This window comes from Vibrio sp. 10N.247.311.49, assembly GCF_041467655.1.
In the GTDB taxonomy this organism is placed as follows: domain Bacteria; phylum Pseudomonadota; class Gammaproteobacteria; order Enterobacterales; family Vibrionaceae; genus Vibrio; species Vibrio crassostreae_C.
On record NZ_JBFSVA010000030.1, the window covers coordinates 1 to 23,895 of the forward strand.

Sequence of the window (23,895 nt, forward strand, 5' to 3'; positions counted from 1 at the left end):
TCTCGCTGAAGCCTTGTGGCGTCTGCCGTGTCAGTGAGGCGGCATTATAGAGATGTTCATCACATTGGCAAGTGTTTATTAAAGAAAGATGCAAAAATAACGATTACATGGCGAATAAACACTCAAAGCCTTATTTGTGCAAGTTTAACTACAGAGTACTTACAAAATAACCACAGACTTATCCACAATTGATCTAATTTTCATCCTAGAAAACAAAAAAGCTGCCTCATGGCAGCTTTTTAAATGGCAACGAGTCTAAATCCCAGAACCATATTGCTCTCCATCATCTTCATGGAGACCACATTCGCGTTTCAACCCATTAAAACGAGTTTCCTCTTCAGTCATACCCGGTTCCCACTTCTTAGTTGTATGTGTATCTCCAACAGAAAGGTAACCCTGCTCTCGAAGCGGGTGATAACCGAGACCATGCTCTTCTAGGTAATAGTGAACATCTTTATTCGTCCAATCGATTACCGGCAAAAATTTAAACACACCATTTTGGATAGATAAGATTGGCAAATTTGCACGCGATTGAGATTGCTCTCTTCTTAAACCGGAAAACCATGTCCCAGCCTCGAGCTCATCCAACGCTCTTCTCATCGGTTCAACTTTATTAAGCTTGTTGTACTTCTCTATCCCTTCTATACCTTGATCCCAAAGTTTTCCATATTGCGCTTCTTGCCAATTAGGGCTCTGTTGGGCGCGAAAGACTTGAAGGTTTAGAGTCAACTTCTGACTTAACTCATCAATAAAGCGATAGGTCTCCGGAAATAGATACCCTGTGTCAGTCAAAATAACCGGAATATCTGGTTTTGCTTGGGTCACTAGGTGCAACATCAATGCTGCTTGGATTCCGAAACTAGAAGACACAACATGTGTCCCTTCTAAATTATCTAAAGCCCACTTAACTCTTTCTAATGCGGTTAGCTGCTCTAACTCTGCGTTGATTTGTCCAAGACGAAGTATTTGCTCCGTCTTAGTCAATGCGAGTAGCTCTGCTAACTTCAATTTTGAAGCGACAGAATTATGCATGCAGATCCCTCTTGGAAATGATCACCTCTTCGATGATGCCAGCTCGGATTGTAAAATCACCGAACCCTTCTTTGTCGTTGCGTTCTGTAGCCCAACGTCCCACCAGCGCATCAATCTCTTCTAAGATCTGAGCTGATGTGATGTTCTCTTTATACATCTTAGGGATACGAGTTCCGGCCTTGTTGCCACCTAGGTGCATGTTGTAACGCCCCGGAGCCTTACCCACTAAACCAAGTTCAGCCAACATTGCACGACCACAACCGTTTGGACAACCTGTGATTCGAAGGATGATGTTATCTTCTTCTGGTAATCCATGTTTTTTCAGAATGTCTTCAACATCCGTTACAAACTCAGGAAGAAAGCGCTCAGCTTCTGCCATTGCTAAAGGACATGTTGGGAAAGCCACACACGCCATTGAGTTTTTACGTTGCTCTGAAACAGCATCATCCATCAAGCCATATTGACGCGCCAGTTTTTCAATCTTGGCCTTTTGACTCGTCGACACACCCGCAACAATTAGGTTTTGGTTTGCAGTCATGCGGAAGTCACCTTTGTGGATCTTCGCTATTTCAGCAACACCTGTTTTCAGAGCTTTACCCGGAAAATCAAGTAAACGACCATTCTCGATGAATAACGCCAAGTGGTGCTTACCATCAATGCCTTCCGCCCAACCAATGCGATCACCACGGCCAGTAAACTCATAAGGACGGCTTTCAGAAAATTCTACGCCTGCACGCTTTTCTACTTCTGCTTTGAATACATCAATACCAACACGGTCTAGTGTGTATTTGGTTTTTGCATTCTTACGGTTTGAACGGTTACCCCAGTCACGCTGAGTCGTTACCACCGCCGCTGCTACATCTAACGTTTTATCTAATGGCACAAAACCAAAGTCGTCAGCTTTACGTGCATAAGTAGAGGTATCACCATGTGTCATAGCAAGACCGCCACCGACTAACACATTAAAGCCCACCAGCTTTCCGTCTTCAGCAATAGCAACAAAGTTAAGATCGTTAGCATGGACGTCCACATCATTTTGCGGAGGAATGACAACCGTCGTCTTGAACTTACGCGGTAGGTAGTTGCTACCAAGGATAGGTTCTTCATCCGTTGTTTCTAGTTTTTCACCATCTAACCAGATTTCTGCATAAGCACGAGTCTTCGGTAATAGATGTTCACTGATCTTTTTCGCCCACTCGTAAGCTTCTTGATGAAGTTCAGATTCAACCGGGTTTGTCGTACATAGAACATTTCGGTTTACATCACCCGCTGTCGCAATTGAATCAATGCCAATGCTATTTAGCGTTTGGTGCATCAACTTAATGTTCGGCTTCAAGACACCGTGGAACTGAAACGTTTGACGAGTTGTTAGACGAATTGAACCGTAAGAGGTACTTTCGTCTGCGAACTTATCAATCGCCAACCACTGCTTAGGGGTAATGATGCCACCAGGCATACGAGCACGAAGCATGACGTTATGTAACGGTTCGAGCTTTTGTTTGGTACGTTCGTTGCGAATATCACGGTCGTCTTGTTGATACATACCGTGGAAACGAATCAACTGAAAGTTATCAGCAGTAAAGCCACCTGTTATGCGGTCTTGGAGATCTTGTTCAATCGTACCGCGTAGGTTATTACTTTCACGCTTAAGACGCTCATTGTCAGCCAAAGGTCCAAGTACTTGACCTAGCACTTCTTGCTCTATTACTTGCTTGCTCATTAGTACACATCCCTTTGGTAACGTTTCGCTTTACGTAAATCATTAATATATTGTTCAGCTTGCTCGCGGCTCTGGTTGCCATGCTTTTCCGCTATCGAAACTAACGCTTCATGAACATCTTTAGCCATTCGAGTCGCATCGCCACAGACATAGAGGTACGCGCCCTCTTGCAGCCATTGCCACACCTGCTCTGCTTGTTCGATTAAACGGTCCTGAACATAAACCTTTTCTTTTTGGTCACGGCTAAAGGCAACATCGAGCTTAGTTAGCGCGCCAGACTTGAGGTACTTTTGCCATTCAACTTGGTATAAGAAATCTTGAGTAAAGGTACGGTCACCAAAGAACAACCAGCTTTTTCCTTCAGCATCATTGTTTTCACGCTCTTGAACAAAACTGCGGAACGGTGCGATACCGGTACCCGGGCCGACCATGATGATTGGTGTATTGTCGTCTTGTGGTAATTTGAAGTTATTGTTGTTCTCAACAAACACCTTCACTTCACCACCCTCTTCAAGACGTTGAGCTAAGAAGCTAGAAGCTCCGCCTAAACGAGACTCTTCGCCTTTTTGGTATTCAACCAAACCAACCGTCAAGTGAACTTCTTCATCTACTTCTGCTTGGCTTGATGCAATAGAATAGAGACGCGGTGTCAGCTTACGTAACAGGCCAATTAACTCATCAGCCGATAGCTTAGTTTTCTTCTCAGCTAAAACATCGACAACTTGAGTATTACCCGCGTATTCACGAAGCTTGTCTTTATCTTCCACCAGCTTGATTAACTTCTTGCTGCCCGATAACTCAGCAAACTTAGTCACAAGTTGAGGGTTTGAAGTGGTAATCTCAAATTTACTCACTAGCGCACTATGGATAGATAGATTCTCACCATCGACATCGACACTTTCGATACCCGATAACCCAACCTTAGAAAGAATCTGATTTGCGAGTTCTGAACTGTTTTCATACCATACGCCTAGCGCATCGCCGGGTTGGTAGGTAATGCCCGACTCATCAAGATCAATCTCGATATGACGAACATCTTTACCCGAGTCACGACCCGTGATCTTTTGACTGGTTAATAGTGTCGCTGTATATGGATTTTGTTTGGTGTATTGCGAATGACCGGCAGCTGCTTGGCCTACTGGTAACTGAACGATATCAGCCTCGGCACCTGTCGATAGCGTCTCTTTTACTTGCTCTAATGCTTTAGCGCGCCATTCCGTTGCTGATTCTTCGTAATCAACATCACAATCAAGGCGATCGACAAACGATTTCGCACCAAGCTTAGCGAGGAAGTTATCGAAGTCTTTAGCCGTTTGGCAGAAGAACTCATAGCTTGAGTCACCTAAACCAATCACACCGTATTGTAGGTTTGATAATTTTGGCGCTTTCTTCGATTGAAGGAATTCATGCAACTCAATCGCGTTATCAGGGGCTTCGCCCTCACCATTGGTTGAAGCGACGAAAATGACGTGTGTCTCTTTGGCTAAGTTCTTACCTTTATAATCACTCGCATCGAAAAGCTCGACGGCGATACCTAAGGCTTTTGCTTCTGCCTCGAGCGATTCAGCGACGCCTTTAGCATTACCGGTTTGAGAAGCGAAGATAATGCTGAGCTTACCCGCTGGCTTAGCCGCTACTGCAGCGGCCGCTTGAGCGATTGGCGCAGCAGCACCGACAGGCTGAGCTTGGCTCACTCCCCAAAGGTAACCACTGACCCATGCCAGTTGCTGTGAAGACAGTTCAGAAACAGTTTGCTGAAGATGACCCAATTGTTGGTCATTAAGTGGTGCTGCTAGCCCAGGTAACTCATTAGCCCCAGACTGTGCATTATTATTTTGTGAAGACTCTTTCTTATTTAAAGACATGGTCACGACATCCCTAATCATTGCGTGACGATAGATTAACCACTCCTTTTAATAACAAGAAAGAATAGAAAAGTATGTTTTATAACTTTTTGGAAGTAAAAACCGATTGAAACGCAAATTGACTTACTGGTTTTCAATACGCACTTGCTGAAAGCCAACCGCCATTGCCGATTTAGATGCTAGGTCTAAATCCGCGTAATGGCACTCTTCACCATGAACATCAGTAAGCAGAACAAAGCCACCTCCCATATGGCGAAACTCCACAACCCAAGACCCTTCTTGAATTGAGGGCTCTATGATCGCTTCAACTAACAGATTTTCTCTATATAAATTTCGTAATTCATTGAGTGTCATATTCCATCCCTTGCTTTGACCTCACTACATAGACCTTATAAGAATAGACGCAAATTGGCTCTCTGTATTAAGGATGGTCGAAAGTGATGAATGTGCTAACTAATTCCAGAAAGATATAATCAATAGATATAAAAAAACGCCACTTAATAAAGTGGCGTTCTTAAAATTCGTTCTAAATTTGCTTTATATGGCCTAGAAGCGCACTTCAGCACCAGCAAACCAACCATCGACCATGACAAAGCTCTTGCCTAGTTCTGAGCTAAAGAACTCATCCGAATCTAAATCGATAACACGGTAACCACCACGCAGGGCAATTTCAGATTCTGATACTGGAATTCGGTACTGAACACCCGCCATCAAGTCAGTGCTCTTAATACCACTGCTATCACCGAACTCCATCGTACCAATGATATCGAAGTTAGTGTCCGGCACATTGATCTCTGCGTTACCGTAGAAGCTCCACGTGAACTCATCAAACGTCGATGTTTTCGCACCTGTTGCTTTTGGTTCAATGTAATTCGAGTTTGAGTATTGAGTAAACGTCACACCCGCATCGAAGTTCATCTGCTTGTGATCTAACAACGTGTAATAGAAGGTGTAGTCGTATTTATCGAAAGCCAATGAATCTGCATCAACAGAAGTATAGCGAAAGCTAGCGTTTGGTAGCATCGGGGCATTATGCTCAAATGCGAAATACAACGAAGGTGAGTTAGAATCGTCATCTTGTCTAACTTCGTTTAGCTTTGTACTTCCCCACCACATATCGGCACCGACTTTAGCCGTGTAAGAAAACTCTTCTTCAGCAGACACTGCTGAACTTAAAGATAGCATTCCCACTAAAGCAATTAATGGCATTTTATTCATTTGAGATAGCTCCAATTCCATATCGTAGTGCTAATTGTATGCACATTCATAGATTATTGGGGAAAATTCTACCACACATCTTAGATTCTAAAACGATAAACCGCTGACGAGTAAAGATTTGACGGCACGATGACCTTAGTAACGTCTCTGGTTAGAACTGTGTACAAAATTTTTGAAAAACCACACACCGATTGCAATCACGATCAACCAAGGCAGTAACTTAAACACGACGCCCATCATACCTAAGACCAACATGACTAATAACGCCACTCCGGTTGCAGCCAATACCGTCATAAACGTAATACCAGTGACAAGTAGAGTCGCAACGAAAATAAGAACAAATATTAATTCAAACATAATGGTCTCCCTAATGAGTTAATGACCTATCTTTCCTACTTTCTAACATTGCAGCTTCCATACCAAGTATGCCAACCCTATAAAATCCTTATTTATCAGATAAATAAAAAGCCACACATCTTCATGCGTGGCTTTTCGGAAACTTATAGTGGTAAATTTAACCTCTAGTGGCGAATTTAACCTTAAGTTTTTAACTTAGAGGGAGCTTAAACATTTAGCTCTTTAGGGATCTTAGCCAATGCTGTTTGCATCACTTCAATACCTGCACCTTTCTTATGTGCGTTTTCACTGATGTAGCGACGCCATTGTCTTGCACCAGGCATGCTTTGAAACAAACCAAGCATGTGACGAGATATGTGACCTAAGCTTGCGCCATTTGAAAGTTCACGCTCGATGTACGGGTACATCTCTTCGACAACCTGTGAGCGCTTCTTAATTGGTGTGTCTAAACCAAAGATCTGTTGATCAACTTCAGCCAAAATAAATGGGCTATGGTAAGCCTCACGACCAATCATCACACCATCAAGGTGTTGCAAGTGCTCCTTAGTTTGCTCAAGAGTAGTAATGCCACCATTCACGGCAATCACCAGATCAGAGAAATCTTTCTTGATTTGGTATGCACGATCATAATCTAGCGGTGGGATCTCACGGTTCTCTTTCGGGCTAAGGCCACTCAACCACGCTTTACGCGCGTGAATAGTAAATTGCTCACAGCCACCTTTTTCAGAAACCGTCGAAACAAACTTAGTTAGAAACTCATAAGAGTCTTGGTCATCGATACCGATACGCGTTTTCACGGTAATTGGAATATCAGTGACTTCTTTCATCGCTGAAACACAATCTGCCACCAACTCGGGCTCAGCCATCAAGCATGCACCAAATCGACCATTCTGAACTCGGTCTGAAGGGCAACCTACGTTAAGATTCACTTCATCGTAACCACGCTCACCAGCAAGCTTGGCACAAGCCGCAAGATCAACCGGGTTTGAACCACCGAGTTGAAGTGCAAGAGGATGTTCTTGCTCGTTATATTCTAGGAAGTCGCCCTTACCATGTAAGATCGCGCCCGTTGTTACCATTTCCGTGTACAGAAGAGTCTGCTGAGAAAGCAAACGGTGAAAGTAACGACAGTGGCGGTCAGTCCAATCGAGCATGGGTGCAACGGATAAGCGGTTAGCCGCGTATTTACTAGTATTGTCAGGTTTCATAAGGTGTTACTCGAAATCTATATACTGTATATATATACAGCAATTTGCTAGAGTTGCCCCAAACTCACCCTTTCAGTACGCATATAGTACGTATCGATGGAGTAGGACGAATGGCATCATTTAGCATTAAAAAAAGAACACTAAAAAGCGGTGAATCACGCTTCACAGTGGACATTGTAGTCAAAAAGAATTCGGCGATTATACACAGGGAATCGAAAACATTCAGGAAAAAAGAACTCGCTAGAACCTATGCAAACAAGCGGGTTCTTGAGCTAGAAAACCCTGACGAATCCGGACAGAAATCCGTACCGTTGTACGTACTTCTGGACAAGTTTATGGAAGAGCCTGATTTATGGGATAAAACAGGACGAACGAAGCAATACGTAATTAAGCTTCTTCGTGACTGTGACATATCCAAGGTTGAAAGCGACAAGCTAAGAACTAGCGACTTAATCCAACACTGTAAAAACAGGAAAAGTGGAGGCGCTGGCGGTGCAACGGTCTATCACGATGTTGCTTATCTCCGTTCTGTGGTGAAAAAAGCAAAGCCTGTGTTCAACATCGCGGCCAACTTTCAGATATTTGATGAAGCAATTCCGGTTCTCATTGATATGGCGTTAATCGGTAAAAGCCAGAAGCGAACACGCCGCCCAACCTCCGAAGAACTAAAACGCTTAAAGCTTGGATTAGAACAACGTGAATCTTTCCGGCCAAACGGCAAAACTCGAATACCATTTACCGACATTCTTGAATTCAGCATTCTCACTTGTATGCGAATTGGCGAAGTCTGCAAGCTGCGTTGGGAAGACCTCAACCAAGAACATAAAACAATACTCGTCAGAGACAGAAAAGACCCAAGGAAGAAAGAAGGTAACCACATGATTGTTCCACTACTTGGTGAGTCATTTGAGATCGCACTCAAACAACCGAACAAAGGCGAACTCATTTTCCCATACAACTCACGAAGTGTTAGTGCAGGCTTTCAGCGAGTAAGGAACGAATTAGGCATTGAAGACTTGAGGTATCACGACTTACGCAGAGAAGGTGCAAGTCGACTGTTTGAAAAGGGCTACTCAATTGAAGAAGTCGCGCAGGTCACAGGGCATAGGAATTTGAACATTTTGTGGCAGGTATATACTCAGTTATACCCCCACAAATTACATAGAACTTAATCCACAGAGCTAATAGTTACTAGTATTTAAAGGCTACCTATTGTTTAACTAATATCAGTATGCGTATTGCTAAATATTCATGACATGCCATGCTTTGAGTGTACTTGACATGAAATTTTGTGTATAAAATGACTAATGTGAAGCAAATATCGACAATGTGAGGATTGTCTGAATTCCTTGCTTAATGTATAGTGCCGGGCCTCAGATAAGGTATATATTGCTATGCAACAACTTTACTGAACAATTCGGATTAACAACAAACTATGCTCACATATGACTCAACAAACATATAAAGGGTTTCATACTTGTAAAGATAGGGGTGGTTACGAACACATCGTAAAAAACATCCCCTTTAAAAGTGGAAGTGAAGAGAACCAGTGGTTAACCGAAGGTTTTTATTTCTGGACGGACTCACCATACTGGGCCCGAGAATGGCTTGGCACACAAAGCAAAGTTATCGGGCAATTTGATATCGAACTCTGCAGAGAAACAGAATTACTTGACCTAGTCGGTAATGTCGAGCATCAACTAGAGTTCTTAAAACTCAAAGACACTGTCTTACAACGTCTTGACTTCGCAGCAAGAAAGAAAATTTGCGTACATCAAGTAATTAGTTACTTTCGAAAGCGAGAGGCTATATTCCCTTATTCAGCAATAAAAGCAGAAGATGGGAGACGACTTGAAAACATCAGGTTTGTAGATCAAAAGTTCCGATCAAGAAAGGAAACTATGGATCTAGTTACTCGACAACAGATGTGCGTTTTTGAAAAAGCAAAAAATCGTATCAAACTCACTGGCTTTGACAGGCCACCCGAGTTTACAGCACGATTCACTAGTTAAATTTAAGGGGCTAAATATGCTTAGTTTTGAAGAACGTCTAGCGTTACTTGAAAAAGAACTTGCAACCACAGCACCTGAAGCTTTACTACAAGAACTTAATTCTTATGAAGCTAAAGGTCCACTCGCTTATGGGTACCTTGAAGAAATTGAATTCAACATTGAATGTAAGCCTTCGGCAATTGTTCTCCAACCTGTAAAAATTAGGGTTAGTAGTGGTATTTCGAATAACATCGAATTCCATAATGATGCTTACACTGAAAGCCTAGCAATGGCAGCATAAACGTATGAACTTACAACTTAGAACAACATTCGTTGATTCAATGAACATATCGAAACCGGATAGCCCAATAAAACCGAGAGATGGGTTCGACCTAAACTTTGGATGCGCTTTTAGCGAACAAAGTAATGATTCGTTTCAGGTATTTTTTGATCTCAGTATCGATATCTGTGCAGCTAACCCGGCAACGAATGAACCGACTCATACGTTGGAACTAAAATATACAGCTATATTCGACTTAGATGACGAAATTACAGAAGAGTTTCGTAGCGGCCTTTTCCCTAAAGTTAATGCCCCTGCTATTGCGTATCCATTCATGCGCACTTTTCTTAGCAATACTTTACTCAATGCTGGCTTCGAACCAATTATGCTCCCAAGTGTAAACTTCCAAGCAATAGCAAACGAAAACTTAAAAGCTGATAAGTAGCAATTAAGTTTCTAAATAAAAGCCACCAACGGTGGCTTTTTTTACGACTGAAAAATGTAACTAATACCATTTATTAATGTATTAACTTTTACCTTCCAATCGCGTCAAACGCTCATCCATTTTTTCCATCATCAAGCGCAACCACTTAACATCAGTTTTGAGTGTGATGCCTACACCGACCCCGCTAGACAAGGCACTAACCACGGCAACAATTAGTGTTTGATACTCTGCCATTACTTGAACTCATTGCGTAGGGTTTCCCATAGGCCAAATACTATTGGAGCACTTACGCCAATAATGCCACCGAATTGAACACCGTCTGCAGATACACTCGCGGTGATAAGTTCAGGGTGACCAGCTACCAAAGCAGCTCCCGCGCCAAGTAACGCTAAACCCTTTTTAGTGGAAGGAGCAGATCATTTTCTTCTGTTCACTTTCTATGACGCGGACTTAAATAACCAACTTTTCAAGTTCGATTCGGTGAGAGGCTTTTCCTTTACTGTGCTTTACCCATAAACGCTTTGGTTGGTATCCATTGGCACGGAGCTCAACATCATAATTACCCTCTGGCAATCGCATACCGGCTTGGTACCTAGGCTTAATATTCATTATTCGAACCTTAAAACCCGGTTGGTTCTGTGCATTTGAATTGATGTACATAGGAAACTCCGTTTGGGCTTCATTATTGTTTTTAGCTGAACTCACCGGTTCGCTCTCAGCACGCTGAGTTAAATAACGAGCAAAAACACCATCCAACTCCGCTACCGAATGCTCCAAAGAGGCAGAAAACCCATCAGTAATACGCATACTTTTGTCTATTTGAGCGCCAAGTGGATGAATCAACGGTTGAGTATGTATCACCCAACGAACGGCATAAGAAGCCGACGGAGATAGTGTGTCACTGACTTGCTCTAAGAAAAAGCCAATCGTTGAGTCCGTTTGAGTGTACTTGGATGAAAATACATTCACAGGCACAACAAGAATAACGAATATGACGATAAACGAGCTGCCTATATTCAGAGCCTTGCTCTTCAAGTTCGGTGCAGGCCGTGGTTTATGGTAATTCATCAACACGATAAATTTTCCTGGCAGCTTAAACACCGTTAGGACAACGAGAAATAGCGATAGTCCCATTGATATTGGCGGCACAATGATAGAACGCAATGCCGCTTTGCCTTGTTCAGCATAAGGGCCATCATCAGCAAACTGAGCGCGTGACGCCTCAATATAACCTAGCCAATAATCTCTCTCACGCCTCACATTTGGAACAATAACCTGTTGGTAAAATTGCTTATTATTCCACGTCGCCATCATGGGCTCGACGTAATAACGTTCGCCCATACGATTCTTTATTTGTTGCTGAACTTCGGCTACTTTTTGAAAATCATTCCAAGATAAGTTCGGTTCAATGTCGTAACCCCGCTGCTTTGCCTCGGCATGCCAACGAGCTTTGGTGTCCTTCATAACTTTGTTTCTGACTGCATTTTTAAACACGCTAATTTGGTTTATTTGCCAATTGGAGTCTAAATGGATCCCCTTTCGATGAACTTGAGTACGAACCTTACTTGCTGTTGTAGAGTGGGAGCGAAACTCCGACATAGAGTCGATTCCCATAGGATAACCGGTCTCTTTTAAGAACTGTTTTTGCCACACTGCCAGTATTCGTGGTGTGTAATGAGCGACACTATTGGTATACGTTTTATCTTGAATGGCTTCTCCAGCTTGCCCTGTCGCCTGCTCAATACCGGCTTGGATAACTGATAAGCCTAGAGAACCGAATGCTTCCCCCCAAGATGTTTCACCTTTCGTTCGTCGAAAGGTTTTCTCTAACCAATAATCCATCGGTTGGTGGGGAATCGAGTTATCTTTTAATAAGCGTTCATAGCGATCTTCAATGCGGCTGATACAATTGGCTCTTGAGCTTCCTTTGCGTTTATAACAGCGTTCTTTATCATCAAATAGGTCAAAAATAGGTTGTGCAACTCTTTGTGCTCTCGCCTCTGCTCTCGTTAAATAGGCCTTACTCGCCTGTTGATAATCACGATACCCCGTCGCGACGGTCGACTCGACCTCTTCCCACGCTTGATTGGCCTTTTGATGGCGAGACTCTACCGTCTGATTATACGCCCCAACATGTTTTTGATATTGATGCCACGATTGCTGAACTTCACTCCGTAATACTTTATAGTTCGCATAGTGCTCATCGAAATTGGCGTTTGCTCGATTTTGAATATAACGATCCAAAATTTGAACTTTCTTATCATCAATATGACTTAAGAATGCATCATTGCTGTAAACCAACCCACCGATCAAAGCGAGAAAAGTCATTTCTGACGACTCGGTACTCGCCTCTGAGTTATAAGGGATCCCTTCGATATTAATCGCATTCATCGCTAAACTAGATCGCAGTACAGAGGAAAAGAAAGCCTCCTGTCTCTGCTTTGCACTACTCGGTTCAATCAACCATTTATCTATGACTGCCTTTTGACCAAAAAACACCGTTGGCCAAACCAAAGCTGTAATCACGACCAACGATGAAATAGCGCGAAACTTCGTCGTGGTCAGCCATCCTTTAAGTAGAAAATCCGCAACAATTAAAGTCACCCCGATCCCTGAGATGGTTCGGCCAAATAGCTCCGTTTTATGTAATTGAGCATCACTAACATCGATTCCACCCGCAATTTCAACCAACTTGGCGTTGAAAGCGACTTCAGGAAAAAGATAAAGAAGTGAACAAAAAAACAACAAAACAGCCAACCATTTCGGCTTCTTATTATTTGTGGTTATTACGTCCTGGCTAGGAACTGGTTTCATCTTAACGCTTCCATAATTTGTCTATCCCTGTTCTCATCAAACATCATTTTTCTGTCGGCATCGAAATGCTGATCGCATCGTTACTTAAATTTAAATCTTCATCTTGAATATCAAACAGCACTGCTGGCTTCGCGCTCTGCGTTGTTTGCGTTCTTTTTTTCACACCTTTCACGCTAGCAGGCTTGGAATATGACACACTCCTAATGAGACCTCGGTTAGTGATGTAATGGCCATCTTTGAGGTAATCTATTTGTTCATAGAGTCGGTGAAAATCAGCGTCATTGGGTAGGCCAGCAACGGTTTCGCCTGCTAACGTTGTGGGTTGGTAGCCATTTGATTGAACGACAAGCTGTGGAGCAAGCTGCTGACAAATAGAGAACTTACTGGTATCCATGATCGCCTCATCTGGCAGAGGTCGACCTGCCTTAGCTAACGAGACCAATTGATCTTGGTGGTAATCCGTTCCGTTAATCGTATAAGTCACCACCTTCATGCCTTGCGCTTTCGCACGGCTGTAAATTGTCGCATATTGTCGGTAACTTCTTATATCAACATGTAATCCACTATTGGGGCCAAGTATTCGTTTTACCGTTTTAGCGGAATGTTTGGGCTTATGCTTACGATAACGCCCCTCCATAGCAAAGGCGCGATCGATATTCTTTTTATTTTTCTGATAATAATCATCAGATCTCATCCCTCGCTTTGCATCTTTTTTAAATTTAGCAACCGACGTTGAATGCGCTTCCCACACATACCCAAGATAAACACTTGGATTGATTTCCCGCATTTTTTTCAGAACGTCCATATCCATTGATGAATAAAAATAGTTTCTATAGGGGAGACTTTGTCTGGCCATTTCGTCGAGTTTAAACAAATCTTCCATGGAGCCATCTGATGTTTTTATTTCAATATTAAGGGGTTGTTCAATCGTTGCGTAATGGTACCAATCATTCACGGCTTCATTGAAATAAGCGGGACGATACCCATCTAATGTTCCGTCAGGGCTCCTTCCACTCAGAGAGTTCCACTCACTACTCTTCATACGACTCACGCGATATCGCTTACCATCACTTCGAGCGGTTGCTCTTCCTGTTTCTATGTCGTGATGTACAACCCAATCTTTATCACGCGTCAGCATCACATCAATTTCTGCTCCATCAAAACCACTTACCGCCGCCATTTGAATCGCATTACGAGAGTTTTCAGCATAATTAGAGCTGCCACGGTGGGCGATAACATCAATAGGGCACTGTCCTTTGATGTAAGAGATATCCCCTCCCATGGTTTGATAAAGATTGCGCGATTTTAACGCCAACTGCATATCACGAAACATTTCTCGCCCCTCTGCTGAGTTATGATTCGAGATTAGTTTTGCATCTGCAGGTAATCCAAGCCCTCGCTCCAAGGTTGGTTGTGGTGGTGTTACTTTATCTGTAGATGAACATCCCTGAATAAGAGCAATAGTAGTGACAAGCAGCCCTCTTGAAAGCGTGGTTACACGTGAAGGTGGTGAAAACATGAGATCCTTATCCGTTGGTAGCTTATATGTGACATAACTGGGTTTCACACGCTGAGCACGACAAAGTCGGCCTCCAAGCACGGAGACCGCAAAGTGCTAATATATGATGACTCCAACCATTGATTTCGATTGTTGATATGTTGTTGGAATGGACGTATTTAATGGTTTAATTTGATTGAAAGCAAAGGCTCAAAAACTCATAAATACAAATCATGATTACATTATTTCATCAAATAATAATTGAATAAGCCCTTGTTCATCTGGGATGTCATACCCCTTTCGACATGGATAAGCCAAACCATCTGTGAAGTTCAAAAACGAAAAGCTATTGTCTATGCTTTCGCTCCCCTCTTCATCCTGCCATGGTTCAATAGTACTGTTCTGTTTAGTCACGATATAACCACACGAATTGACAGGCATCTCGGTCTTACGATTTAAGACTATCTTATGATTGGAATTATTGTAGTGATTTACTCGAATCTTACCGGCTAACGCTAGATATATCGCCCCTGCGGCGCCCAAAAGCAAAGTATGGCCGATAACTTTACCTGTCGCACTCGCTACGGCGATTCCAACATTAGCAGTCGCACTCGCGATGCTTTGACCTCGGTTTCCATAACGGTCTGTAGAATACACGTAATCCACGCTATGTTTTCTTTCAACGCGAGCACGTTGTCTGACAGGAGTATGGTTTATGTACTCTTGACCACCAAAAGCATCAAAGTTGTGTATTAATACCGGAACACAATGATAAGTTTCTCCATTCCAGTTCACTACACGAGCCTTCATTTGCCATGGATAATACTCTTCATCTAAATATTTCTTACATAAAGCTGGTAACAAATGGCTAAGTAACGCTGTGTTGTGATCGCTCTGCGCCATGTTGTACAGTTCTTGCGTTATTGATCGGGCCTGCTCTTGATCTCCTGATCTTGCGGCAACGATAAAGAGAATGACCTCGCCCCAAAAAGTATCGTTGATCAAGTAGTCAACCGGCAAATTATCGATTTCGATTAAAGCTCGTGGAACATCTTCATCGGACAAAGCCTCCAATACTGCAGACAAGTGATGCACGCGATCTTGAGGCTTTGCAATAGGTTCGTAATATGCGTCCCATCGTTCAACAAAGGTCTTCCAACGCATTATTTTTTTAAACTCCTCAGTTACTCCTTCCGTGGTGAGTAACTTAGGTTCAATATATTTTGCAATGTGCTTTTTATGACCGTCTCGCTTTTTCATCGCCTTTGTGTAAATTTTGCTATCAGACTTGAATAAGTGCAGTGCTAAACCATAGCTTTCATACCATTCACCAAGGTTAAGATGACTACTTTCTAATGAAGCTTTAGCCAAAGCGTCAAAATGCTTTTTCATTTTATTCCCTTCCAATTTGACGACTTAAATAAAGATAAAGGCGATGACTAAAATAATAGCTGCGGCTATAGCCAGTTTGATGTATAGCTCATTTTTTTTAACTCTTGGTTCTTCCACTTCTTCAAGCTTATCCCTCATGGCCTTAAAGTCATCCAAACGTTGTTGATAACGTTTTTCTCTTTGATTATAGATGGACAACAGTTTCAGAAATGATTCTTTGTTTACTTGCTCCACAGCTTAACTCCAAGCATTTGAAATTAAAGACTAAAACTACAATACACCATGACAAGCTCATGTTGACAGGAGGGGTCAATAGTCTTCTTCTAGTCTATATTAGGCATCGATTTTAGCGAATAAGGAACAATATGCGATAAGAAATGTGATTTAAAACAGCACATTATTGTAAGAAAAATTAATTGAGCTAAATTGAACTCAAATGAAGATGTCATATCAACTTTACCTCATACTTTTTTATAAACCTATTCACCAGATCTCTAATTCAACCTCATTAATCAGTTATGCCTTGAGTCACACTGTCATTTTGAGTTACCTTGTCTTATTCAAAGTCGTGGGTCACAATACGCTCTGTACCTGACTTTAATAGAAATCATTGGCTCCCAAAACGTAGTAACCTAGAAATAAGGTTTGATTAGGGATGTCCGATTGAATGGTGAAAAATTTGGACCACACATTAATAGAGCAAGTTGAAGGGATATGCGCATCGCGAGGCGTTAGATTAACACCTCAAAGAAAGCGAGTGTTTGAGCTCATCCTCTCTAATAAAAAAGCCTCCAGTGCTTATGAATTATTAGAGCAGTTGAAAGTCAGTGAACCGCAAGCCAAGCCACCTACAGTATATCGCGCTTTGGATTTCTTGTTGGAGCAAGGTTTCATTCACAGAGTTGAGTCAACCAATAGCTTCATATGCTGCTGCTCTTGCAATGCCAACAAACATTTCTCCCAACTACTGATCTGCGATAAATGTGGCACTGTGATAGAACTGCAGGACGATGCGCTTGTCACCCTACTCGCCAGTAACGCTGAGAAGCATGGCTTTCAATTGACGAATCATGTCATTGAATCGCATGGCATTTGCCAATCTTGCTCCTCCGAGATGAAAGAATAAGATTATAGAAGAACATTATGCGCGCTGAATTTGTAAACCCGTTTTTAGCTTCTTTGATGAACGTATTAAAAACGATGGCTTCTCTAGAATTGAAGCCACAAAAACCGAGAGTTAAGAAAGATGAAATCGCTCGTGGTGATGTATCCGGCCTAATTGGTATGGTGGGTACACAATCTCGTGGCTCTATGTCGATCACCTTTGATGAAGGTCTCGCTCTCGAAATCATGGAAAACATGCTTGGTGAACGACCAAACGGCCTCAACGAAGAAGTGACCGATATGGTGGGTGAAATCACTAACATGGTGACTGGCGGTGCGAAACGTATTCTTGCGGAAAGCGGTTTTGACTTCGATATGGCAACACCAATCGTGGTTTCCGGTAAAGGTCATACGATTCGTCACAAGTGTGATGGGGCAATCATCATCATGCCTTTCTCATCTCAATGGGGTAATGCTTTCATCGAGATCTGTTTCGAATAACAGCTGTTTATTTCTAGCAGTACTGAGTATCAAATCAAAGAAGGTTGGCATCATGCCAGCCTTTTTTATTACCTGCGATTTAACCAATGCTTGCTATACAGATACAAAAGCGCCAACCCGAAGGTTGGCGTTTTTTTGGTGCTATCAACTCAATTAAGCTTTAAGCGCTTTAAATGCGTTGATTAGACCGTTAGTTGAGCTGTCGTGAGACGTTACTTGAGCATCGTCAGCAAGCTCTGGAAGAATTTGGTTTGCTAGTTGCTTACCAAGTTCTACACCCCATTGGTCGAAGCTGAAGATGTTCCAGATAACGCCTTGAACGAAGATCTTGTGCTCGTACATCGCGATTAGGTTACCTAAAGAGCGAGGGTTGATTTGCTTAACAAGAATAGAGTTCGTTGGACGGTTACCTTCAAATACTTTGAAAGGTACAAGCTCAGCCACTTCTTCAGCTGTTTTGCCAGCCGCTAGGAATTCAGCTTCCACTGTCTCTTTTGTCTTACCGAATGCTAGTGCTTCAGTTTGAGCAAAGAAATTAGACATCAACTTCTGGTGGTGATCAGATGCTGGGTTGTGGCTGATAGCAGGAGCAATGAAGTCTGATGGGATCAGCTTAGTGCCTTGGTGAATCAGTTGGTAGAAAGCATGCTGACCGTTTGTACCAGGTTCGCCCCAGATGATAGGACCTGTTTGGTACTCTACCGGGTTGCCTTCACGGTCTACAAACTTACCGTTTGATTCCATGTTGCCTTGCTGGAAGTAAGCTGCAAAACGGTGCATGTACTGGTCGTAAGGTAGAATTGCTTCTGACTCAGCGCCGTGGAAGTTGTTATACCAAATACCGATAAGCGCAAGGATTACTGGAATGTTGCTTTCAAACTCAGTTGAAGCAAAGTGGTTATCCATCTCGTGAGCACCTTCTAGTAGCTCAACGAAGTTATCGAAGCCAACAGATAGTGAGATAGAAAGACCGATTGCAGACCATAGTGAGTAACGACCACCAACCCAGTCCCAGAATTCGAACATGTTGTCAGTATCAATACCAAACTCAGCTACCGCAGTTGCGTTAGTTGATAGTGCTGCGAAGTGTTTAGCTACGTGTGCGTTGTCACCCGCTTCAGCCAAGAACCAATCACGTGCAGAGTGCGCGTTAGTCATTGTTTCTTGAGTCGTGAATGTTTTAGATGCCACTAAGAATAGCGTTGTTTCTGGGTTAAGAGGCTTAAGTGTCTCAACGATGTGAGTGCCATCTACGTTAGAAACGAAGTGCATGTTTAGGCGAGTTTTGTATGGCGTTAGTGCTTCAGTCACCATGTATGGACCAAGATCCGAACCGCCGATACCGATGTTTACAACATCAGTGATCTCTTTACCTGTGTAACCTTTCCACTCACCAGAAACGATGCGGTGTGTGAACAGTTCCATTTTTGCTAGTACAGCGTTAACTGCTGGCATTACGTCTTTGCCGTCAACCATTACTGGCTTGTCGCTACGGTTACGTAGAGCAGTGTGAAGTACTGAACGACCTTCAGTCTTGTTGATTGCATCACCACCGAACATTGCTTCGATTGCAGACTTAACTTCAGTCTCGTTCGCAAGAGCAAATAGGTGCTGCATAGTTTCAGCATCGATAAGGTTCTTAGAGTAATCCACTAAGATGTCAGAACCGAAACGAGTAGAAAAGCTCTCGAAACGCTTTGCATCTTGAGCAAACAGCTCTTTCATATCCATATCTTGAGCAGACTCAAAATGTGCCGTTAGAGCTTTCCACGCTTGTGTTTGCGTTGGGTTGATATTTTTCAACATGGTATCTATCCCGATGTTACTGTAGGTTTTATTCTAAACGTCACCTGGGTGATGAATAGAACCCCCGATTAGGCGAAAGTTTATATTTTTCTGTGATGACCAAACCGCGTCACCACTGAAAGATTCTTTGTAATTTTTTTTCACGACGTATTATGCCGTATATGAAGAGCGCCACCTTGAGATAAATCAGGATTCGATTTCCTGATAGAGAGATCGATGCTGACTCAGGCTCTAACATAATTAAATGTGAGCGATAGCTGATAAATTCAAGTTCAAAAGATAGCGTTAAACCACTTTTTTTCCAAACACATTATAAAGGATGGCGTATGTGGATTCAGAAGACTATACACCTAAATGCAAGAAAGCGTGGATTTCATCTCATTACTGATGAAATTGAACAACAGATACACGATATCAATTCTCTATCTGTTGGTTTATTACATCTTTTTATCCAACATACCTCTGCCAGCCTCACGCTAAACGAGAACGCTGATCCTACCGTCCGTACCGATATGGAGTCGCACTTTAATAAGTTTGTCCCAGAGCGAGCGCCCTACTACAGACACACCTATGAAGGTGATGATGACATGCCTGCCCACATTAAAGCATCGACACTTGGCACCAGTGTGACAATACCAATTAGCAATGGTCGTTTAGCTTTAGGAACATGGCAGGGTATTTACTTAGGAGAGCACCGAGATTGTGGTGGAAGCCGAACTGTGATTGCTACGATGCAAGGTGAGTAGACTGCTTGAAAACAAGATCTCCTTAATAAAAACAATATCTTGTTAATAAAAAAGAGTGGTGTGTTTCCACGACCACTCTTATAAAAATAGTATTTGGCCTACTGTAGGCCGAAAGGTTTAGAAGGGCTGGTTTATCATAACCCTAAAGGCCCCTTCGTCACCACCTCGCGCCAACTCAGCACGTACAACAATACCTTCCACTTGGAAACGCACCGCGCCACCTAAGCTCCATTTCATGTCCGAGTGCAGTGTTTTGATGTCGTACTCATCGGCAACGCGCCCTAATTCAGCAAACGCTACCCATTGCCACCAAGGCAAATCGTAGTAGTTTATCAGTGGGATATCGCCAAGTGGTTGCCAGTCAGGAAGTACTCGGTACTCAGCAGAATAATGAACTGCAGAGCGACCGTGATAACGACCTCCGGTATAACCTCGTAAACGATACAAGCCACCCAATCGAGCTTGCTCCGTTTCTGGTGGGCGAGCACAATCCTGCCCAGAACAGTTATCCCAGGTTGGTGTATCAGCAGTATAGAAATCGAGTGCCACAACTTGTTGATCGAATAAGTCCCCTAAAGGACCTAAAGCAAAGTACTGGCTATTTTGGAAGGTCCACTTAAGCCACAAGTCATCGTTAGACCAACTCTCTGCGCCAGTGGTGAACTCAAGGTTAGTGTGAGAACCTCTGGTCGGGTTGCGTGTGCTATCACGGTTATCCCAATCAAACGCCAAACTAAAGCCTGTTGCCTCCTCGGTATTATTTAAACCTTCCAACTCACGAGCAGTATAAAAAGGCGTAAATAGAATCGAACTGACACCCGATTCGATTGGCGAAGCAAAGCTCACATCTTTGATTGGCTGAAAAGCACCGAGTAAACCGTGTTCTGCAACGTTGCCCCAAGGTAGCAAATACTTAAACTCAAACTGATAGTTTTGCTCTAAGCCATCAGCAATGGTTTTGTCATCGATAGATGAATCATTATCGCCTTGAGAACCAATGTAATACGGGTTGTCGTTGAAGCGCGCTTGATACATCTGAGTGCTAAACAATACGTTCTCAGACAAGGCATAGTTAAAAGCCGATAGAAAACCGACGTAACTGTCTTTGTCTGAATAGAGTGCCATACCAAACAGAGCGGCTTGAGGTTGCCAAACACCCTTTGCGACACCCGCAACCCCAAAGGTGTTACCCATGGTTTCGGTGCTGAAGTAGAAAGGGACAAAAGCTGAATCTTTTTCTTCACTCGCAGCGGAAGAAGAAAAGCTGACACCGAGTAATGTCATTGCAGACATTAGCCAGTTTCGAGTCGTTCGCTTGAACATAATTTACTTATCAAGATCCATGATTACTTCACATATTCCATCGCAACACGCGAAGTCAGCTTAGTGACTAACTCGTAAGCGATAGTGCCGATATGTTCAGCCACTTCTTCTGAAGGTAAATCTTTACCCCACAGAGTCGCTTCATCGCCGACTTTATCTGCCGCATCAGGGCCTAGATCAACCGTTAGCATGTCCATTGATACACGTCCTGCGATCGGTACTTTTCGACCGTTAACGAACACTGGAGTACCGTTAGGTGCAGTACGAGGATAACCATCACCGTAACCAATCGCGATAACACCAACCTTGGTATCACGTTCACTGGTCCAGTTTCCGCCATAACCCACACTTTCACCGGCTTTCACATCGCGAACGGCAATTAGGTGTGAGGTCAGGGTCATCACAGGCAAAAATCCAAGCTCTTGCGCTGATTTATCAACAAACGGAGAGACACCGTAAGATATGATTCCCGGACGAACCCAATCAAGGTGGCTGTCTGGCCAAGCGAGTAAACCCGCAGAGGCAGCAAGTGAACGCTCCCCTTCACAACCTTCAGTAAGCGACAAGAAAAGCTCTGTCTGTTCAACGGTGGTTGCTCTATCCAGTTCATCAGCACAACCGAAGTGGCTCATGTAACGTAGAGGTTTGGCAACATTCGCACATTGATGCAAACGCTCAACAAAGTTTTGGTATTGCTCAGGGCGAACACCTAATCGGTGCATACCACTGTCGACTTTTAGCCATACCACAACGGGTGTTTCCAAATCCGCATTCTCTAGCGCGCTTAATTGCTCTTCACAATGCACCACCGTTTGAATGTTATTGGTCACCAAGATTGGCAAATCGCCCGAAGAGTAAAATCCTTCCAGCAACAAAATAGGTTTAACAATGCCACCAGCACGAAGTTGTAACGCTTCTTCAATACGCGCCACACCAAAAGCATCAGAGCTTTTTGAATGCTTGGCTATATGCAGTAAGCCGTGTCCGTAGCCATTGGCTTTCACAACAGACATGACCTTGCACTGAGGAGCCTTCGACTTTATCTGGTTCAGGTTATGTTCGAGCGCGTTTAAGTCAATGCTCGCCGTCGCCGCTTTCATGTAAGTCATTAGCGATTACTCATCATCAAATGCAGGGCCTGCATAGTTATCAAATCGGGAGTGTTGGCCTTGGAACGTAAGACGAACAGAACCGATCGGACCGTTACGTTGCTTACCAAGGATGATCTCAGCAATGCCTTTCAAGGAACTATCTGGGTTATAAACCTCATCACGATAGATGAACATGATCAAATCGGCATCTTGCTCAATCGAACCTGATTCACGCAAATCCGAGTTTACTGGGCGCTTATCAGCACGTTGCTCTAGGGAACGGTTAAGCTGAGAAAGTGCCACAACCGGAACGTTGAGCTCTTTTGCTAACGCTTTCAATGAGCGAGAAATCTCGGCGATTTCAAGAGTACGGTTATCAGATAACGAAGGTACACGCATTAATTGAAGGTAATCTATCATGATCATAGAGATACCATCGTGTTCACGAGCGATACGTCGAGCACGAGAACGCACTTCTGTTGGCGTTAGACCCGAGCTGTCATCGATATACATATTCTTCTTATCCATCAGAATACCCATACTCGACGAGATACGAGCCCAATCTTCATCATCTAGCTGACCAGTACGAATCTTGGTTTGGTCTACGCGAGAAAGTGACGCAAGCATACGCATCATCAGCTGTTCGGCTGGCATCTCTAGCGAGAAGATTAAAACCGGTTTGTCTTGCTTCATCGCCGCGTTTTCACACAAGTTCATCGCAAATGTGGTTTTACCCATCGATGGACGAGCAGCAACAATAATTAAGTCAGAGCCTTGTAGACCTGCTGTTTTCTTGTTGAGGTCGTTGAAGCCAGTATCGACACCTGTCACACCATCTTGCGGCGTTTTGTATAGGATCTCGATACGTTCTAGCGTCTTCTCTAGAATGCTATCAACGTTTTGTGGACCTTCGTTTTCACTTGCACGGCCTTCGGCAATCGCGAAGACTTTACTTTCAGCAAGATCAACCAGCTCTTCCGAAGTACGACCTTGAGGGTCATAACCAGAATCAGCAATCTCATTCGCGACACCAATCAGGCTACGAACAAGTGCACGTTGCGCTACGATATCCGCATACGCATTGATGTTTGCGGCACTTGGTGTGTTTTTCGCTAAGTCAGCAAGGTAAGCAAAGCCACCCACTTCTTCAAGTTGCTCACGCAGCTCTAAATGTTCAGAGAGTGTAATAAGATCCAGAGGAGAACTTTCTTCAAGGATATCCTTTACCGCTTCAAAGATCAGACGGTGAGGACGGCTATAAAAGTCTTTGGCCACAACCTTTTCGGCAACTGTATCCCAGCGTTCGTTATCTAATAACAAACCGCCAATAACAGATTGCTCAGCTTCTAATGAATGTGGCGGGACTTTGATGGCGTCCACCTGATCGTTGGCTGATTTCTGACTTTTGGTATCCACTATGACTACACTCAATAACTAATAATGATCGTTCATTATACCCAAGAACATCCGTTTGTAATCCGATCCTATGAGTTTGTTTTATTCT

Annotated in this window: 24 protein-coding genes; 7 read left to right on the forward strand and 17 right to left on the reverse strand. The window is 43.2% G+C overall.

From position 1 onward, the window contains the following. Positions 1 to 255: 255 nt before the first annotated feature. From AB6E54_RS20280 to dusA, 7 genes are all read right to left on the reverse strand, one after another. A complete protein-coding gene (locus tag AB6E54_RS20280) occupies positions 256 to 1,032 on the reverse strand; it encodes a phosphoadenylyl-sulfate reductase (RefSeq protein ID WP_017059954.1) in 777 nt (258 codons plus the stop codon). Then, the gene (gene cysI, locus AB6E54_RS20285) at positions 1,025 to 2,752 is read right to left on the reverse strand and encodes an assimilatory sulfite reductase (NADPH) hemoprotein subunit (RefSeq protein WP_065584776.1); all 1,728 of its coding nucleotides are present in this window, start codon (positions 2,750 to 2,752) and stop codon (positions 1,025 to 1,027) included. Before cysI ends, AB6E54_RS20280 begins: the two co-directional genes overlap by 8 nt. After that, positions 2,752 to 4,617 (reverse strand): assimilatory sulfite reductase (NADPH) flavoprotein subunit, encoded by a 1,866-nt coding sequence (locus AB6E54_RS20290; RefSeq protein WP_065584778.1) that lies wholly within the window; start codon positions 4,615 to 4,617, stop codon positions 2,752 to 2,754. Before AB6E54_RS20290 ends, cysI begins: the two co-directional genes overlap by 1 nt. Before the next feature lie 123 nt (positions 4,618 to 4,740). After that, complete coding sequence (locus tag AB6E54_RS20295) at positions 4,741 to 4,971, reverse strand: hypothetical protein (RefSeq protein WP_004735813.1); 231 nt, start codon at positions 4,969 to 4,971, stop codon at positions 4,741 to 4,743. A 192-nt stretch (positions 4,972 to 5,163) separates the two neighbouring features. Then, a complete protein-coding gene (locus AB6E54_RS20300; protein ID WP_102333451.1) occupies positions 5,164 to 5,835 on the reverse strand; it encodes a TIGR04219 family outer membrane beta-barrel protein in 672 nt (223 codons plus the stop codon). A 135-nt stretch (positions 5,836 to 5,970) separates the two neighbouring features. Continuing rightward, positions 5,971 to 6,192: an envelope stress response protein PspG gene (pspG, locus tag AB6E54_RS20305; protein ID WP_017059950.1), complete on the reverse strand. Its 222-nt coding sequence runs from the start codon at positions 6,190 to 6,192 to the stop codon at positions 5,971 to 5,973. 206 nt (positions 6,193 to 6,398) lie between these two features. Next, positions 6,399 to 7,400 (reverse strand): tRNA dihydrouridine(20/20a) synthase DusA, encoded by a 1,002-nt coding sequence (gene dusA, locus AB6E54_RS20310; RefSeq protein ID WP_017069030.1) that lies wholly within the window; start codon positions 7,398 to 7,400, stop codon positions 6,399 to 6,401. A 110-nt stretch (positions 7,401 to 7,510) separates the two neighbouring features. Here dusA and AB6E54_RS20315 point away from each other — a divergent pair, with 110 nt between their 5' ends. The 4 genes from AB6E54_RS20315 to AB6E54_RS20330 all read left to right on the forward strand — a co-directional run bounded on the left by AB6E54_RS20315 (position 7,511) and on the right by AB6E54_RS20330 (position 10,116). Next, positions 7,511 to 8,572, forward strand: coding sequence for a site-specific integrase (locus AB6E54_RS20315; RefSeq protein WP_372107182.1), 1,062 nt, complete (start codon positions 7,511 to 7,513; stop codon positions 8,570 to 8,572). Positions 8,573 to 8,845: 273 nt separating this feature from the next. Further along, complete coding sequence (locus AB6E54_RS20320) at positions 8,846 to 9,412, forward strand: hypothetical protein (protein WP_233894044.1); 567 nt, start codon at positions 8,846 to 8,848, stop codon at positions 9,410 to 9,412. A 16-nt stretch (positions 9,413 to 9,428) separates the two neighbouring features. After that, a complete protein-coding gene (locus tag AB6E54_RS20325) occupies positions 9,429 to 9,692 on the forward strand; it encodes a hypothetical protein (protein WP_233894046.1) in 264 nt (87 codons plus the stop codon). A gap of 4 nt (positions 9,693 to 9,696) precedes the next feature. Then, positions 9,697 to 10,116, forward strand: a complete 420-nt coding sequence (locus AB6E54_RS20330; RefSeq protein ID WP_233894048.1) for a protein-export chaperone SecB — start codon at positions 9,697 to 9,699, stop codon at positions 10,114 to 10,116. 81 nt (positions 10,117 to 10,197) lie between these two features. On the opposite strand, the gene AB6E54_RS20335 is transcribed toward AB6E54_RS20330, so the two are convergent. The 6 genes from AB6E54_RS20335 to AB6E54_RS20360 all read right to left on the reverse strand — a co-directional run bounded on the left by AB6E54_RS20335 (position 10,198) and on the right by AB6E54_RS20360 (position 16,054). Beyond that, positions 10,198 to 10,350: a hypothetical protein gene (locus AB6E54_RS20335; RefSeq protein ID WP_372107185.1), complete on the reverse strand. Its 153-nt coding sequence runs from the start codon at positions 10,348 to 10,350 to the stop codon at positions 10,198 to 10,200. Next, positions 10,350 to 10,481 (reverse strand): hypothetical protein, encoded by a 132-nt coding sequence (locus tag AB6E54_RS20340; protein WP_346763020.1) that lies wholly within the window; start codon positions 10,479 to 10,481, stop codon positions 10,350 to 10,352. The genes AB6E54_RS20335 and AB6E54_RS20340 overlap by 1 nt, the downstream gene beginning before the upstream one ends. Before the next feature lie 85 nt (positions 10,482 to 10,566). Next, positions 10,567 to 12,930, reverse strand: coding sequence for a hypothetical protein (locus AB6E54_RS20345; RefSeq protein ID WP_372107187.1), 2,364 nt, complete (start codon positions 12,928 to 12,930; stop codon positions 10,567 to 10,569). A gap of 43 nt (positions 12,931 to 12,973) precedes the next feature. Then, a complete protein-coding gene (locus AB6E54_RS20350) occupies positions 12,974 to 14,449 on the reverse strand; it encodes a glycerophosphodiester phosphodiesterase (RefSeq protein WP_136974909.1) in 1,476 nt (491 codons plus the stop codon). A gap of 216 nt (positions 14,450 to 14,665) precedes the next feature. Beyond that, positions 14,666 to 15,820 carry a hypothetical protein gene (locus AB6E54_RS20355; RefSeq protein WP_017059943.1) on the reverse strand — a complete coding sequence of 385 codons (1,155 nt, stop codon included), beginning with the start codon at positions 15,818 to 15,820 and terminating at the stop codon, positions 14,666 to 14,668. Positions 15,821 to 15,844: 24 nt separating this feature from the next. Continuing rightward, positions 15,845 to 16,054 carry a hypothetical protein gene (locus AB6E54_RS20360; RefSeq protein WP_017059942.1) on the reverse strand — a complete coding sequence of 70 codons (210 nt, stop codon included), beginning with the start codon at positions 16,052 to 16,054 and terminating at the stop codon, positions 15,845 to 15,847. A gap of 433 nt (positions 16,055 to 16,487) precedes the next feature. Here AB6E54_RS20360 and zur point away from each other — a divergent pair, with 433 nt between their 5' ends. Together zur and AB6E54_RS20370 are read left to right on the forward strand one after the other, a co-directional pair. Then, complete coding sequence (gene zur, locus AB6E54_RS20365) at positions 16,488 to 16,946, forward strand: zinc uptake transcriptional repressor Zur (protein ID WP_017059941.1); 459 nt, start codon at positions 16,488 to 16,490, stop codon at positions 16,944 to 16,946. 17 nt (positions 16,947 to 16,963) lie between these two features. After that, positions 16,964 to 17,425, forward strand: a complete 462-nt coding sequence (locus AB6E54_RS20370; RefSeq protein WP_017059940.1) for a chemotaxis protein CheX — start codon at positions 16,964 to 16,966, stop codon at positions 17,423 to 17,425. Positions 17,426 to 17,578: 153 nt separating this feature from the next. Here the strand turns inward: AB6E54_RS20370 and pgi are convergent, their stop codons facing one another. Further along, entirely contained in the window at positions 17,579 to 19,231 is a 1,653-nt protein-coding gene (gene pgi, locus AB6E54_RS20375; protein ID WP_017065622.1) for a glucose-6-phosphate isomerase, read from the reverse strand. A gap of 326 nt (positions 19,232 to 19,557) precedes the next feature. Here pgi and AB6E54_RS20380 point away from each other — a divergent pair, with 326 nt between their 5' ends. Then, the gene (locus AB6E54_RS20380) at positions 19,558 to 19,977 is read left to right on the forward strand and encodes a secondary thiamine-phosphate synthase enzyme YjbQ (RefSeq protein ID WP_017059938.1); all 420 of its coding nucleotides are present in this window, start codon (positions 19,558 to 19,560) and stop codon (positions 19,975 to 19,977) included. A gap of 117 nt (positions 19,978 to 20,094) precedes the next feature. On the opposite strand, the gene AB6E54_RS20385 is transcribed toward AB6E54_RS20380, so the two are convergent. From AB6E54_RS20385 to AB6E54_RS20395, 3 genes are read right to left on the reverse strand one after another with little or no spacing between them, the layout of a single operon-like run. After that, a complete protein-coding gene (locus AB6E54_RS20385; protein ID WP_065584773.1) occupies positions 20,095 to 21,300 on the reverse strand; it encodes a BamA/TamA family outer membrane protein in 1,206 nt (401 codons plus the stop codon). Between the two features lie 23 nt (positions 21,301 to 21,323). Further along, entirely contained in the window at positions 21,324 to 22,409 is a 1,086-nt protein-coding gene (gene alr / locus AB6E54_RS20390) for an alanine racemase (protein ID WP_017065624.1), read from the reverse strand. A 6-nt stretch (positions 22,410 to 22,415) separates the two neighbouring features. Beyond that, complete coding sequence (locus AB6E54_RS20395; RefSeq protein ID WP_016767560.1) at positions 22,416 to 23,807, reverse strand: replicative DNA helicase; 1,392 nt, start codon at positions 23,805 to 23,807, stop codon at positions 22,416 to 22,418. Positions 23,808 to 23,895: the final 88 nt, after the last annotated feature.

Coding starts and splice junctions, on each gene's coding strand:
- AB6E54_RS20290 (WP_065584778.1), bottom strand. CDS start 4,617: ATGTCTTTAAATAAGAAAGAGTCTTCACAAAATAATAATGCACAGTCT.
- cysI (WP_065584776.1), bottom strand. CDS start 2,752: ATGAGCAAGCAAGTAATAGAGCAAGAAGTGCTAGGTCAAGTACTTGGA.
- AB6E54_RS20300 (WP_102333451.1), bottom strand. CDS start 5,835: ATGAATAAAATGCCATTAATTGCTTTAGTGGGAATGCTATCTTTAAGT.
- pgi (WP_017065622.1), bottom strand. CDS start 19,231: ATGTTGAAAAATATCAACCCAACGCAAACACAAGCGTGGAAAGCTCTA.
- AB6E54_RS20345 (WP_372107187.1), bottom strand. CDS start 12,930: ATGAAACCAGTTCCTAGCCAGGACGTAATAACCACAAATAATAAGAAG.
- AB6E54_RS20355 (WP_017059943.1), bottom strand. CDS start 15,820: ATGAAAAAGCATTTTGACGCTTTGGCTAAAGCTTCATTAGAAAGTAGT.
- dusA (WP_017069030.1), bottom strand. CDS start 7,400: ATGAAACCTGACAATACTAGTAAATACGCGGCTAACCGCTTATCCGTT.
- AB6E54_RS20335 (WP_372107185.1), bottom strand. CDS start 10,350: ATGGCAGAGTATCAAACACTAATTGTTGCCGTGGTTAGTGCCTTGTCT.
- zur (WP_017059941.1), top strand. CDS start 16,488: ATGGTGAAAAATTTGGACCACACATTAATAGAGCAAGTTGAAGGGATA.
- AB6E54_RS20330 (WP_233894048.1), top strand. CDS start 9,697: ATGAACTTACAACTTAGAACAACATTCGTTGATTCAATGAACATATCG.
- AB6E54_RS20280 (WP_017059954.1), bottom strand. CDS start 1,032: ATGCATAATTCTGTCGCTTCAAAATTGAAGTTAGCAGAGCTACTCGCA.
- AB6E54_RS20380 (WP_017059938.1), top strand. CDS start 19,558: ATGTGGATTCAGAAGACTATACACCTAAATGCAAGAAAGCGTGGATTT.
- pspG (WP_017059950.1), bottom strand. CDS start 6,192: ATGTTTGAATTAATATTTGTTCTTATTTTCGTTGCGACTCTACTTGTC.
- AB6E54_RS20385 (WP_065584773.1), bottom strand. CDS start 21,300: ATGTTCAAGCGAACGACTCGAAACTGGCTAATGTCTGCAATGACATTA.
- AB6E54_RS20320 (WP_233894044.1), top strand. CDS start 8,846: ATGACTCAACAAACATATAAAGGGTTTCATACTTGTAAAGATAGGGGT.
- AB6E54_RS20315 (WP_372107182.1), top strand. CDS start 7,511: ATGGCATCATTTAGCATTAAAAAAAGAACACTAAAAAGCGGTGAATCA.
- AB6E54_RS20325 (WP_233894046.1), top strand. CDS start 9,429: ATGCTTAGTTTTGAAGAACGTCTAGCGTTACTTGAAAAAGAACTTGCA.
- AB6E54_RS20370 (WP_017059940.1), top strand. CDS start 16,964: ATGCGCGCTGAATTTGTAAACCCGTTTTTAGCTTCTTTGATGAACGTA.
- alr (WP_017065624.1), bottom strand. CDS start 22,409: ATGACTTACATGAAAGCGGCGACGGCGAGCATTGACTTAAACGCGCTC.
- AB6E54_RS20350 (WP_136974909.1), bottom strand. CDS start 14,449: ATGTTTTCACCACCTTCACGTGTAACCACGCTTTCAAGAGGGCTGCTT.
- AB6E54_RS20295 (WP_004735813.1), bottom strand. CDS start 4,971: ATGACACTCAATGAATTACGAAATTTATATAGAGAAAATCTGTTAGTT.